The 13,655-nt window shown below is 62.6% G+C and carries 11 protein-coding genes; 4 read left to right on the top strand and 7 right to left on the bottom strand.

Annotation, left to right across the window (positions count from 1 at the left end):
- Positions 1 to 9: 9 nt before the first annotated feature.
- The gene (locus WDB86_RS12635) at positions 10 to 636 is read left to right on the top strand and encodes a glutathione S-transferase family protein (RefSeq protein ID WP_406736082.1); all 627 of its coding nucleotides are present in this window, start codon (positions 10 to 12) and stop codon (positions 634 to 636) included.
- Between the two features lie 22 nt (positions 637 to 658).
- Here the strand turns inward: WDB86_RS12635 and WDB86_RS12630 are convergent, their stop codons facing one another.
- Together WDB86_RS12630 and WDB86_RS12625 are read right to left on the bottom strand one after the other, a co-directional pair.
- Positions 659 to 1,291 carry a Hint domain-containing protein gene (locus WDB86_RS12630; RefSeq protein ID WP_406736081.1) on the bottom strand — a complete coding sequence of 211 codons (633 nt, stop codon included), beginning with the start codon at positions 1,289 to 1,291 and terminating at the stop codon, positions 659 to 661.
- Between the two features lie 199 nt (positions 1,292 to 1,490).
- Positions 1,491 to 2,144, bottom strand: coding sequence for a sulfotransferase family 2 domain-containing protein (locus WDB86_RS12625; RefSeq protein ID WP_406737048.1), 654 nt, complete (start codon positions 2,142 to 2,144; stop codon positions 1,491 to 1,493).
- Between the two features lie 153 nt (positions 2,145 to 2,297).
- Here WDB86_RS12625 and WDB86_RS12620 point away from each other — a divergent pair, with 153 nt between their 5' ends.
- On the top strand, positions 2,298 to 3,317 hold the full coding sequence (locus WDB86_RS12620) for a hypothetical protein (protein ID WP_339108153.1): 1,020 nt from the start codon (positions 2,298 to 2,300) through the stop codon (positions 3,315 to 3,317).
- Positions 3,318 to 3,427: 110 nt separating this feature from the next.
- On the opposite strand, the gene WDB86_RS12615 is transcribed toward WDB86_RS12620, so the two are convergent.
- From WDB86_RS12615 to WDB86_RS12595, 5 genes are all read right to left on the bottom strand, one after another.
- Complete coding sequence (locus WDB86_RS12615; RefSeq protein WP_406736080.1) at positions 3,428 to 4,936, bottom strand: SPOR domain-containing protein; 1,509 nt, start codon at positions 4,934 to 4,936, stop codon at positions 3,428 to 3,430.
- A 76-nt stretch (positions 4,937 to 5,012) separates the two neighbouring features.
- On the bottom strand, positions 5,013 to 5,645 hold the full coding sequence (upp, locus tag WDB86_RS12610; RefSeq protein WP_339108155.1) for a uracil phosphoribosyltransferase: 633 nt from the start codon (positions 5,643 to 5,645) through the stop codon (positions 5,013 to 5,015).
- A 56-nt stretch (positions 5,646 to 5,701) separates the two neighbouring features.
- Positions 5,702 to 6,940: a phosphopentomutase gene (locus tag WDB86_RS12605; protein WP_406736079.1), complete on the bottom strand. Its 1,239-nt coding sequence runs from the start codon at positions 6,938 to 6,940 to the stop codon at positions 5,702 to 5,704.
- The gene (locus WDB86_RS12600; RefSeq protein ID WP_339108157.1) at positions 6,940 to 8,247 is read right to left on the bottom strand and encodes a thymidine phosphorylase; all 1,308 of its coding nucleotides are present in this window, start codon (positions 8,245 to 8,247) and stop codon (positions 6,940 to 6,942) included. Before WDB86_RS12600 ends, WDB86_RS12605 begins: the two co-directional genes overlap by 1 nt.
- Positions 8,247 to 8,639 carry a cytidine deaminase gene (locus tag WDB86_RS12595; RefSeq protein ID WP_339108158.1) on the bottom strand — a complete coding sequence of 131 codons (393 nt, stop codon included), beginning with the start codon at positions 8,637 to 8,639 and terminating at the stop codon, positions 8,247 to 8,249. The genes WDB86_RS12600 and WDB86_RS12595 overlap by 1 nt, the downstream gene beginning before the upstream one ends.
- Before the next feature lie 249 nt (positions 8,640 to 8,888).
- Here WDB86_RS12595 and WDB86_RS12590 point away from each other — a divergent pair, with 249 nt between their 5' ends.
- Complete coding sequence (locus tag WDB86_RS12590) at positions 8,889 to 11,165, top strand: NADP-dependent malic enzyme (protein WP_339108159.1); 2,277 nt, start codon at positions 8,889 to 8,891, stop codon at positions 11,163 to 11,165.
- 246 nt (positions 11,166 to 11,411) lie between these two features.
- Complete coding sequence (locus WDB86_RS12585; protein WP_406736078.1) at positions 11,412 to 13,307, top strand: propionyl-CoA synthetase; 1,896 nt, start codon at positions 11,412 to 11,414, stop codon at positions 13,305 to 13,307.
- Positions 13,308 to 13,655 lie beyond the last annotated feature (348 nt).

Below are 13,655 nucleotides of genomic sequence, written 5' to 3'. Positions count from 1 at the left end.
GAGGATGCCATGACCGCAAAGCTCTATTGTTTCGGGGAATCCGGAAACGCCTATAAAGCCGCATTGACGATGACCCTTTCCGGTTTCGACTGGGAACCGGTCTATGTGGATTTCTTCAACGGCGAGACCCGTCGCCCCGAATTTCGCGCCCTGAACGAGATGGGCGAATGCCCCGTGCTCGATCTGGAGGGCGAAATTCTGGCACAATCGGGGGTGATGCAGCTCCGCATTGCCGAACAGACCGGACGCTTCGGCGGCGAAAACCGCGACGAGGTGCTGCGCTGGCTGTTCTGGGATAACCACAAAGGCTCCAGCCAGTTCGGGGCGCTGCGCTTTATGATGCATTTCCTTCCGGCAGAAAAACGCCCGCATGCGGCCATCGACTGGCTGTCGGGGCGGGTGCAGGCCGCGCTTCAGACACTGGAAACCCATCTGTCCAAATCGGACTGGCTGGTGGGCGGCAGCGCCTCCATCGCGGATTTCGCGTGCTGCGCCTATCTCTATTACCCCGAGGGCTTCGGCTATAGCGCCCAGACCCACCCCGCAATCGCGCGCTGGCTGGACCGGATCAGCGCCCTGCCCGGCTGGGCGCATCCCTATGACATGATGCCCGGATCTCCGGCAGACCGGCTGTAAGACGGCGGGGCGGTGCCGGGTGTTAGACCAGAAGCGCGGACTGCTCGTCCGCCTCCTTCAGCGCATCGACCACGGCGCGCGCCGCCAGCACCGGCAGCGAGATGTAGGACGGCAGGCTGTCCCCGATCATCTGCTCCAGCCCGATCTTGGACAGCCCCCCACAATGCACAAGCCCCGCCCCGTTGACATAGATCACCTCGTCATCGGCAAATTGCACCGTATAAACCGACAGCCTCTGGGCGCTTTGCGCGGCACTGATGCCGCGATAGCCCTCTAGCGCGGCAGCAGGCACCAGCACGAAAGGGTCGCCAAACGCCTCTTCGGCCAGATCGCTTTCAATCATCACATGCTGGTCGGGTTGCAGCACCATCGGATTATGATTGCCCAGAGCCGCCACCGGAACATGCATGACATGCCCGTGATCCGGACAGTCCGCCCCCCCTGCCAGAGACAGCCCCCGCGCGATCTTGCGCACCGGGCGATAGCCGTGATCGAAGGTCATGACCGCATCTCCGGCCTGCAGGGATTCCACCGTGCGCCAGCCCAGCTCTGTCAGGATCAGCGTTCCGGCACAGATGCCTTCGGTTCTGCCATCCTGCGGCACCGGCACCATCTGTCGCAGACTGGGGCGGGTGTCGATGCCAGACCGCAGCACAGAGCTTTTCTCATTCCGACGCGCTTTCAAGCCAAACACAACCATCTCCATCGCAAGACCGCCCCGACCAAGAGGGAGCCAGCCCAGTTCACCCTGCCGTGATGGAAAATCAGGGGCGCAATTAAGGTTAATTAAGGGCAGCGACAGTGTCAGATTATGCCAACCGCCTGCCTGCTACTTGCCCGCGACCGGCATGTGGCTAATCCTCGAAGCGATAGCCGAAGCGCGCGATATCCGCCGCGCAGACCTGCCCGACCAATTCGGCCAGCGCGCTGTCGTAATAGCTGCGGTAATCGCGTCGCCGCCGCGAGGAGTTGGCCACGGGCAACGGGCTGAGGGCAAATCCCAGATGCGCCTCCAGAGGGGCGATATCCTCGGCAAGATGCTCGAGCCGCAGAAATGCCCGACAACAGACCTCGCCATCCGGCAACTGCATATAGCTTGTATAGGGATGCGCGGACAGGCTGCGCTGGATATGCGGCAAGGACAGGAAACTGCGGAAATCATGCTGCTGCGCCGATTGCACCGCCGGATGCGCGAACGCCTGATCCTGTAGCCAGTGGTAATAGCTCACCAGCCGGTCCCACGGATTGCGCACCAGCGTGAAGGTGAAATAGCTGTGCGCCTGCTGCGCTGTATAAAGGCCGATCCCGTCCGCCAGCGTCGTATGTTTCCACTTGCGGCCCGCAGTGGGAATACCGGCAAGACGTTTGCGCCGCCTCTGCGCTTTGGGCGTATCCCCCAGCATCAGATCCTGCGCCATCGCCCGCGCCTCAAGCGCCAAGGCCAGCGCCGTGCCGCCGGTCTTGGGGATATGCACGAAAATATAGCGGCGGCCATGTGAAACGATCATCCCTGCATAATGGCGCAAACTGCCCCCTCCCAGCAATCGGATTTCCATCCGCCCGCCCAAGACAGTTCGAACACAGCCCAGAGCTGCATTCGATTGACCCTGCATCCCTTTCGTTTATCTTCGGACAAAATGACAAAAACAGAAACGTAGCAGATGGTTTCCCTACCGAAATATGATCGCCTGGAGGCCACTGGCCGCTGGATGCAAACCTCCGATGCGCCCGCGCAAGAAGTCGTGGTGTCCTTCGGGCGTGCCTCGATCGTACTTTCGGATATCAAGGACTCCCGCTTTATCGCGCATTGGTCCCTGCCCGCTGTGGTCCGGCTCAACCCCGGCAAGCGCCCTGCCCTTTACGCGCCCACCGAAGACACCGAAGAGCGGCTGGAGATTGACGACGACACATTGGTCGAGGCCATCGAGCGGGTGCATCATGTGATTGCCTCGCGCATGCCCCATCCCGGACGGCTGCGGGGGATCTTGTATGTCACGCTGGCGGTTGCAGTGGTTGGGGCGGCGGTGTTCTGGCTGCCAAGCGCCCTGATCAGCCATGCCGCGGGTGTGGCTCCGGCCCCGACCCGCCACGAGATCGGCCAGCATATCCTGCGCGATCTGGTCCGCAAAACGGGGGCACCCTGCGGCGGTGAGGCAGGCAATGACGCGCTGCGCCGCCTGAGCGCGCGCATTCCGGGTGTTTCGGGCATTGCCGTTCTGCCCAAAGGCATCAACGGGGTGCGATGGTTGCCGGGTGGTATCGTCGTGATGGGGCAGGATATGCTCAACAATTATGACACACCCGAAGTGGCGGTAGGCTCTGTGCTGGCCGCGAAGGTCTATGCACAGGAACATGATCCGCTGCGCAGCCTGCTGGACTGGGCGGGCATTCGTGCCGCCTTCCGCCTGCTGACCACGGGAGCTCTGGATAAGGATGACCTCACCGGATATGACGGAGTGATCCTTGAGCAGTCGCAACCCTTGCCCCAGATCCCTCCGCTTCTGAAAGAATTCGAAAGCGTCGGCGTCTCTTCGACCCCTTATGCCTATGCGGTTGACCCTTCGGGCGAGAAGGTCCTGCCATTGATCGAAGCCGATCCGTTCAAGGGCGCGCCCGCACCGGCGCCCCTTCTGGAGGACGGCCAATGGGTCGCGTTGCAGGACATCTGCACCACCGAGTAACCCTGACCGCGCCCCCCTGATCGCGTCCCCCTGACCGGGCCTCTCCGCCATAAAAGAAGCCGGCCCTTCTCCGGACCGGCTCTGGACGTCCTGAAACGGGTGTCCGGTGCCTAGCGGATATAGGCGTCGGCAAAGCCCGCACGGCGCGCCGTTCCCAAAGCCCCCGCAAGGGCCGCCCTGTCGAAGGGTCCGGCATAGACCACAACCAGACCTTTCGCCGTCCGGCTGGCCGCCACCGGCAGACCACGCGCGCGCAGGCGGGCCTTGGCAGCCTCCGCATTCGAGGCCTCGGCATAGGTGCCCACCTGAACGAACCGGCCCGACGGCGCCACCGCCCGCGAAGAGGCGGGGGCAGAGGCCTGCGCAGACGGCGATTTCGACGAGACCGAGACCTGAACCGTCTGCGCGGGCACGGCAGCCCCACTTGCGGGATAGCGGATCAGCTTGGCAGGCACGGAATCGTCCCAAAGCTGCTGCATCTGCGCGTCCCCGCTGCGACTGCGCGGCCCACGGAACGGGTTCAGGCGTCCATCATCGAAGGCCGGCGCGTAGCCGTTGGAATTGGACGTTGCTATGGCCACCGGCGCAAGGCTGACAGGCGCATTGGGCGTTTTCACATAGACTTCCCGCGGGATGGCATAGGGCGAGCTGGCCGCATAGGCCTGCTGTGGCGAAACCGTCACGGGTGCCGCCACAGGCATCGCCGCAGGCAGTCGGGTGACGTTATGGTTGACCCTGGCCCGACCATTGCCTGCCACCGAAACCGGCGCCGGCGCCACACCGCCTGCCACATAGGGTGACTGGTAGCCGCCCGTCGACGCGGCGGGCCGGATCGTCAGATTGCCGATATTGGCGGTATTGATAAACGCCGCCGGATCCTGTGCAGGCGCACCGCACCGTAGGACACTGCGCCCGTCGCTCAGACGGTAGCGCGTCGCCTGTGCGGGGCGATTGGGGCAGTTCGTCGCCTGACCGGACAGAATTTCGGTGCTGGCAATCGTCACAGCCGCGGGCGCTCCCTCCACCATATAGGGCGAGACATAGCCCTGCGCCGCCACTGCCGTGCTTGGCACAACCGGTGCGACCGGCATCGCCACAGGGGCCGTGCGCACGGCACCGGCTGTCGGAATGGTCTGGACCTTGGCCGCCGACAGGCCGATTTTCGGCGGCGTCGTGGTCAGGGCGATGGTCCGCATCGGAGCGCCGGTCAAAGCCCGATGCAGCGCATTCCCGTCAGAATAGCCTGCAAGCGCATCGGCTTTCGGGCTGGGTTTGGGGGCCGCGGCAACAACGCTGGCCTTGGGCAGGACAGGCGCGACAGGGACTGCGGGCGCGCTCGGGGCTTCCGGCACGGATTTGGCGATATCCAGCACCTTCTCGCTGCCGCCGAATGTGGGTTTGTAATTGCATACCGGCGTACGGTCACGGTTGACCCGCGGCACCCAGCGCACCGCATTGCCAAAGCCCCCCCGCACGAAGACACAGCCCTGACTGTCCACATATTGCCGCCCCTTGAACGAGGCAGGCGGCAGTTCCGAAGGGGCGCCATCCTGTGCGAAAGCGGCTCCGGTTGTCCCCAGAACCGCAAGGATCAGAGTGCTCGTTAACCAGCGGCCCATACGCATATACCATCCCCGGAATAGAAGTTACCTAAAGATGAATCAGGACGCGCCGCAAGTAAAGCACCCAAATGGCTTATTTGGTGCCAAAGATACGGTCACCCGCATCCCCTAGCCCCGGCACGATATAGCCATGATCGTTCAGGCACTCGTCCAGCGCGGCTGTGACAATCGGCACGTCGGGATGGGCCTCTTTCATCCGCGCAACCCCTTCGGGGGCGGCCAGAAGGCACAGGAAAATGATGTTTTTAGCGCCCTTTTTCTTGACCAGATCGATAGCGGCCACCGAGGAATTCCCCGTGGCCAGCATCGGATCGACCACGATGGTCATCCGCTCTTCCAGAAGATTGGGCAGCTTCGAGTAATATTCCACCGGCTGTAGCGTTTCGGGGTCGCGATACATGCCCACAAAGCCCACACGCGCGGCGGGGATCAGTTCGAGGATGCCATCCAGCAGCCCGTTACCCGCCCGCAGGATCGACACAAGCGCCAGCTTCTTGCCCTCGAGGATCGGGGCCTCCATCGGCTGCAGCGGTGTCTGGATGGTGACCGAGGTCAGTTCCAGATCGCGCGTGACCTCATAGGCCAGAAGCAGGCTGATCTCGCGCAGGAGCTGGCGAAAGGATGCGGTCGAGGTGTCGACCTTCCGCATGAGCGTCAGCTTGTGTTTGACAAGCGGATGATCAACGATGGTGAGATGCTGGCCCATTGGCCTCTCCTTCTTATGGTGTTCCCTGTGGATGATATCGGCGGCCCAGCGTGCGGCTACAGCACGGCCTTCAGGCCGGTTTGAGTTAGAAAACTCCGCCCCGCCCCTTGCGCAGGAACGCCCAGATGCGCGGCAAGCGTGGCGGCCACGTCGACAAAGGCCAACTGTCCCAGCCGTGCCGCCCCCAGACCGGCGGCCAGCACCGGCACCCGTTCGCGGGTGTGGTCCGTGCCGGCCCATGTCGGATCATTGCCATGATCGGCGGTGAAAATCGCCAGATCACCTGGACGCAGCGTCTTGAGAAAACGCGCGGCCCCCTGGTCGAACCATTCCAGCGCACGCGCATAGCCCGACACATTGCGGCGATGCCCCCAAAGGCTGTCAAACTCGACGAAATTGGCAAAGGTCAGGCTGCCGTCTTCGGCCTCCGCCCCCAGCCGCAGGAGATGCTCCATCAGATCGGCATCCCCCTTGCCCTTATGCAGATGGGTAATGCCGCGATGGCTGAAGATATCGCCGATCTTGCCGATGGCATGGGTCACGCGCCCTGCCTCATAGGCCCAGTCCAGAAGCGTGGGCGCGGGCGGTTCGATCGCGAAATCACGCCGGTTCGGGGTCCGGAGGAACTGCCCGTTCTCGCCCGTGAAGGGGCGCGCGATGACCCGCCCGATTTTCATCGCATGCAGGCGGGGGGCGATGTCCTGACACAGCTGCAACAGCCGGTCGAGCCCGAAATGTGTCTCATGCGCGGCGATCTGGAACACGCTATCCACGGATGTATAGCAAATCGGCCAGCCGCTGCGGATATGCGCATCCCCCAATTCCTCGATGATATTGGTCCCCGAGGCATGGCAGTTTCCCAAAAGACCGTCCGTGCCCGCAGCCTGCGCCACGAATGCGACCAGATCGGGGGGAAAGCTGTTCTGCCTGTCGGGGAAATATCCCCAGTCCCACGGCACGGGCACACCGGCAAGCTCCCAATGGCCCGAGGGCGTATCCTTGCCCTTCGAGACCTCGTTGGCCGCCCCCCACGCCCCTTCTGGCACCGCCTCCAGCCCCGGCGTCGCCGCGCCCGAGGCCAGACGCACCGCCGCCCCGAGCCCCAAGCGGTCCAACGCGGGCATATGCAGAAAACCGCTGCGCCCCTCTTCGGCACGGCCCTCGGCGCAGGCCTGCGCGATATGGGCCACGGTATTGGCGCCCGTATCGGGCCGACCGTCATTGAAGAAGGACGCGGCATCGCGTGCACCGCCAATGCCGACACTGTCCATGACAATCAGAAACGCACGTGACATCAGACGATCCTCTCATGGATCAGGGGCGGCTCTTCGGGCGCGCCCTCCGCAAGGTGATAGGCCGCCTGCACACGGGCAATCGCACGCTCGGCGGCCTCGGCATTCAGGGCATGGACCATCGCCAGCGGCTCGTTCGGTTCGCGGTCCTCGCCGATCATTGCAAGACTGGACAGCCCGACACCGGGATTGATCCTGTCACCGGCGCGCAACCGCCCACCGCCCAGATGCACCACGACCTCGCCCAAGGCCCGTGTGTCGATCGCTGCCACATATCCACGCCTCGGCGCGGGCACGGGGCGCATGACAGGCACGGAGGGCAGACGGTCGAGATAATGCTCGACAAAATCAATCGGCCCGCCAAGCCCTGCCACCATCCGGCCAAATACCTCTGCCGCACGCCCGCTTTCCAGCGCCTGATCGATCCGCGCCGCGCCATCCTCGGCGGTGCGGGCAAGCCCCGCAAGCATCAGCGCCTCGCCCCCGAGCGCCGAGACCACATCCCAGAGCGCCTCGTTGACCTGCGAGCCGGTCAGGGTCTGCATGACTTCGATGATCTCGAGCGCGTTGCCCGCCGCAAAACAGAGCGGCTGGTTCATATCGGTGATCAGCGCCGAGGTCTTGCACCCTGCCCCATTGGCCGTATCCACCAAGGCCCGCGCCAGCGCCACGGCCTGATCCTGCCCCGCCATAAACGCCCCCGAGCCGGTCTTCACATCCAGCACCAGCGCATCCAGACCCACCGCAAGTTTCTTCGACAGGATCGAGGCTGTGATCAGATCGATACTCTCCACAGTTCCGGAAATATCGCGGATCGCGTAAAGCCGCTTGTCGGCAGGGGCGATCCGGTCATTGGCCCCCACGATAGCACATCCCACTGCGGCCACCAGATCGCGGAAGCTTTCCTCGTCGGGATTGACGCTATAGCCCGGAATGGCTTCCAGCTTGTCCAGCGTGCCCCCCGTATGACCCAGCCCCCGCCCCGAGATCATCGGCACATAGGCCCCGCAGGCCGCCAGCGCGGGCGCCAAGAGCAGCGAGGTGCAATCGCCCACGCCACCGGTCGAATGTTTGTCCACCACCGGCCCGCCCAGATCCCAGCGCATGACCTTGCCACTGTCACGCATCGCCTCGGTCAGCGCCACGCGCCCTGCCTCCCCGACCCCGCGACACAGCACCGCCATCGCGAAGGCTCCGGCCTGCGCATCCCCGACCGACCCATCGACCAGCCCGCGCGTGAACCACTCGGCCATTTCCACGCTCAGACCCTCGCCATCGCGAACGGCCTCGATCACCCGCCGCGCATCCATCAGGCGTTGTCCATATGGCTCTTGTCGAATTGGCCCGGCAGCAGTTCGCCAATCGTGGTCCGCAGTTCTTTGCCGGACAGGGTCGCAAGCGTGACAGGTGTGGTCATGCTGCCGAATTCGGCCAGTTTCTGACGACAGCCGCCACAGGGCGGCACCGGTGTCGGGCTGTCGGCGATTACCGCGACCTCGGCCAGCTCCGTCTCGCCTGCCGCGATCATGGCCGCAATCGCGCCCGCCTCGGCGCAGGTGCCTTCGGGATAGGCGACATTCTCGACATTCGCCCCAACATAGACGGCCCCCGAGACCGAGCGGATTGCCGCCCCGACCTTGAATCTGGAATAGGGAGCATAGGCATTTTCCCGGACATTACGGGCAGCATCAAGGAGCGACATGGTATAATCTCCGGCTCAGGCAGGCATCGTTCAGGGGCATCGTTTCACGGAGTCTGCGCCGAGCGTGGCAGCGATGCAAGGGCTGGCGTTTCGGCCCGCATCTTCCCCCTGCACCCTCCCCCTATGCCATCACGCGACGCACAGCGAAGTGATAGACAGCCGAGTATAAGCCCGACAAAGGAGCATTGCAGCCATTTCCACCGCAAAAGAAATAGTTTAATACCAAACCAACTCTCATCGGAGGCAAGAATGGAAGACATCCGGTCCGACAAGCCGCGCCATCCGGCGCTCGACTATCACGAATTCCCCAAACCCGGTAAGCTGGAGATCCGCGCGACCAAGCCGATGGCGAACGGTCGCGACCTCAGCCGCGCCTATAGCCCCGGCGTGGCAGAGGCCTGCCTTGAAATCAAGGCCGAACCGCGTGACGCCGCGCGCTATACCGCACGCGGCAACCTCGTGGCGGTGGTCTCGAACGGCACCGCCGTGCTGGGGTTGGGCAATATCGGGGCGCTTGCCTCGAAACCGGTGATGGAAGGCAAGGCCGTCCTGTTCAAGAAATTCGCCAATATCGACTGTTTCGATATCGAACTGAACGAATCCGATCCCGAGAAACTGGCCGATATCGTCTGCGCGATGGAGCCCACCTTCGGCGCGATCAACCTTGAAGACATCAAGGCCCCCGACTGTTTCATCGTCGAAAAAATCTGCCGCGAGCGGATGAATATTCCGGTCTTCCACGACGACCAGCACGGCACGGCGATCGTGGTCGGGGCTGCCGTGACCAACGCGCTGAAAATTGCGGGCAAGAAATTCGAAGACATCAAGATCGTCTCGACCGGCGGCGGTGCAGCGGGGATCGCCTGCCTGAACATGCTGCTCAAGCTTGGCGTGAAGCGAGAGAATGTCTGGCTCTGCGACCTGAACGGGCTGGTCTATGAAGGCCGTCAGGAAGACATGAACCCGCATAAGGCGGCCTATGCGCAGGCCTCCGATCTGCGCACGCTGGATCAGGTGATCGACGGGGCGGATCTGTTCCTTGGGCTTTCCGGTCCGGGCGTTCTCAAGGCCGAAATGGTCAGCCGCATGACCAAGCAGCCGATCATCCTTGCGCTGGCCAACCCGACCCCCGAGATCATGCCCGAAGAGGTGCGCGACGTGGCGCCCGATGCGATCATGGCCACGGGCCGGTCGGATTATCCCAATCAGGTCAATAACGTGCTCTGTTTCCCCTTCATCTTCCGCGGTGCGCTGGATGTGGGGGCGACCGAGATCAATGACGCGATGAAGATCGCCTGTGTCGAAGGCATCGCGGAACTGGCGCGCATCACCACCTCTGCCGAGGCGGCAGCCGCCTATCAGGGGGAAAAACTGACCTTCGGGCCGGATTACCTGATCCCGAAACCGTTCGATCCGCGCCTGATGGGGATCGTTGCCACCGCCGTGGCCGGTGCCGCGATGGAAACCGGCGTCGCCGAGCGCCCGCTGCCCGACATCAAAGCCTATAAGCAAAAGCTCGACGGGTCGGTCTTCAAATCCGCCCTGCTGATGCGTCCGGTCTTCGAGGCCGCCGCACAGGCCTCGCGCCGGATCGTCTTTGCCGAGGGCGAGGACGAGCGCGTGCTGCGCGCCGCTCAGGCGATGATCGAGGAAACCACCGATACGCCGATCCTGATCGGGCGTCCGGATGTGATGCAGATGCGCTGCGAGCGCGCAGGGCTGACGCTGGATCTCAACCAGACCGAGATCGTGAACCCCGAAAACGACCCGCGTTACCGCGATTACTGGGGCACCTATCACGATATCATGGCGCGGCGCGGCATCACCCCCGATCTGGCACGGGCCATCATGCGCACCAATACCACCGCGATTGCGGGGGTGATGGTGCATCGCAACGAAGCCGACTCGATGATCTGCGGCACCTTCGGCCAGTTCGGCTGGCACCTGAAATATGTGCGCGAGATTCTGGCGCGCGGGGGGCTGCATCCGGTCGGGGCGTTGTCGCTGATGATCCTCGAGGACGAGCCGCTGTTCATTGCCGACACCCATGTGCACCACATGCCGACGCCGATGCAGATCATGGAAACCGCGATTGGCGCGGCCCGTCACGTGCGGCGCTTCGGTCTGGAGCCCAAGATCGCCCTGTGCTCGCATAGCCAGTTCGGCAATCTCGACACCGACTCGGGGCAGCGCATGCGCGAGGCGATGAACCTGCTGGAAGCGCGCGAAGTGGACTTCTGCTTCGAAGGCGAAATGCATGTGGATGCGGCACTGGACGAAACCGTCCGCGACCGCCTTCTGCCCGGTTCGCGGCTGAAAGGCTCGGCGAATATTCTGGTCTTCGCCAATACCGATGCCGCATCGGGTGTGCGCAACATCCTTAAAATGAAAGCGAATGGCCTTGAAGTCGGCCCGCTTCTGATGGGGATGGGCAACAAGGCCCATATCGTCACGCCATCCATCACCACGCGCGGCCTGTTGAACATGTCGGCCATCGCGGGAACACCGGTGGCGCATTACAGCTAGGCACCTTGTCAAGCCAGACCATAGAGCGGGGTGTCGCAAGACTCCCCGCTTATTTTTTGCCAGATTTTTGCAAACTTATTCAAATTCTGCGATTAAACCCTACCGCGAGGCTGCATTTGCAAACTATTGCCCCATTGATGCGCTAAAATATGCAAATTTTTTCGGCATTCCGGCAGCTTCAGCGGTAACAATATTGCCCGATTTCATTCCTCACCCTAACAAAGACTAAGGTAGGAGGAGGAAATCATGAACTACAAAGATGTCTATGACGGCTGGAAAGCGAATCCGGATACGTTCTGGATGCAGGCCGCTCAGGCAATCGATTGGGACAAACGCCCCAGCAAAGCACTTTTTGACGAGAAAGCTCCGATTTACGAGTGGTTCAACGACGGCATGGTGAACACCTGCTGGAACGCGGTCGACCGCCATGTCGAAGCCGGTCGGGGAGACCAGATTGCGATCCAGCATGAAAGCCCGATCACCCATTCCACCAAAGGCATTACCTATAAAGAACTCCAGAACCGCGTCGCGTCACTTGCCGGCGCGCTGCGCATGCGTGGTGTCGAAAAGGGCGACCGCGTCATCATCTATATGCCGATGATCCCCGAAGCCCTTGTGGCGATGCTGGCGGTGGCCCGTCTGGGCGCGATCCACTCGGTCGTGTTTGGCGGGTTTGCCGCCAACGAACTGGCCGTCCGGATTGATGACTGCACCCCCAAGGCGATCATCGCGGCAAGCTGCGGCCTCGAACCCAATCGCGTGGTCCATTACAAACCGCTTCTGGATCAGGCGATCGAGCAGGCGACCCATAAGCCGGAATTCTGTGTCATCTTGCAACGCGAACAAGAGGTCGCCAAGCTGATCGAAGGGCGCGATTTCAACTGGCACGGTTTCCAGTATGGTGCCAAGCCGGCGGAATGCGTTCCGGTGGAGGGCAACCACCCCGCCTATATCCTCTATACCTCCGGCACGACCGGCCAACCCAAAGGGGTTATCCGTGCAACGGGCGGCCATCTTGTCGCCCTGCAATGGACGATGAAAAACATCTACAACATCGAAGCAGGCGACCGTTTCTGGGCGGCGTCCGATGTGGGCTGGGTCGTGGGCCACAGCTATATCTGCTACGGGCCGCTTCTGGCGGGCGCCACCACGGTGGTCTTCGAGGGCAAGCCGGTGGGCACCCCGCATCCGGGCGTATTCTGGCGCATCATCCAGAACCAGCGCATCAAGAGCTTCTTCACCGCCCCGACGGCCTTGCGGGCCATTCGCCGCGAAGACCCCGATGGGGAATGGATCCGCCGCTACAAACTGCATGACCTGCAAGCCCTGTTCCTTGCGGGCGAACGTGCCGATCCGGCCACGGTGGAATGGGCGCAGAAACATCTTGGCGTGCCGGTGGTCGATCACTGGTGGCAGACCGAAACCGGCTGGGCGATTGCCGCGAATCCGATCGGGATCGAGACTCTGCCGACCAAACTGGGCAGCCCCTCGGTCCCGATGCCGGGCTATGACATCCATATTCTGGATGACGAGGGCAACCCGCTGCCGCAAGGCGAGCTGGGCGCGATCGCAATCAAGCTGCCGCTGCCGCCCGGAACATTGCCCACGCTTTGGAATGCCGAAGAACGTTTCCGCAAGAGCTATCTGGACCACTTCCCCGGCTATTACGAAACCGGCGATGCGGGCTATATCGACGAGGACGGCTATGTCTATATCATGGCGCGCACGGATGACGTGATCAACGTGGCGGGCCACCGTTTGTCCACCGGTGCGATGGAAGAGGTTCTTGCCTCCCATCCCGACGTGGCGGAATGTGCGGTGGTCGGGGTATCGGATGCGCTGAAGGGCCAGATGCCGCTGGGCTTTTTGTGCCTGAACGCGGGGTGCACGCGCCCCCATAGCGAGATCATCCGCGAATGTCTCGGTCTGGTGCGGGACAAGATCGGCCCCGTTGCCGCCTTCAAGACCGCCTGCGTGGTGGACCGGCTGCCGAAGACGCGCTCCGGCAAGATCTTGCGGGCCACGATGGTCAAGATTGCCGATGGCATGCCCTATAATGTGCCTGCCACCATCGACGACCCTTCGGTGCTGACCGAAATTGCCGAGGCGCTGCACGTCTTGGGGCTGCCGAAATCGGCCTGATACGGACAAACCGGCTTTGGCGCGCCCTGCGCCAAAGCCCCTCGCCTTGGCGAAAATATTCAGCTTCCTTGATTAGTAACTGTTTTCAAAGACCTTTCCGTTACGACGTGTAGAACAGATTCTTTTGTTCGCACACAGATGACACATCGAGCCAGTTCAGAAACGCTTCCTTGCCCCCCCTCTTTGCCGCAGCCGCAAGGCCTGCGCGGGAATCAGGCCGCGAACCGTGCCAAGCACGGCTCGCAACGGATGTGGCATGGCATTCCCCATACGCAAAAACACCATCGGGCCGCCGGAAAGCGGCGCTTGCAGCGTTTGAAATATAGAACCAATTACAAAACCTTGGGG

Source organism: Thioclava sp. GXIMD4215, assembly GCF_045291555.1.
In the GTDB taxonomy this organism is placed as follows: Bacteria; Pseudomonadota; Alphaproteobacteria; order Rhodobacterales; family Rhodobacteraceae; genus Thioclava; species Thioclava litoralis.
This window is presented reverse-complemented; position numbering and strand designations above follow the sequence as displayed.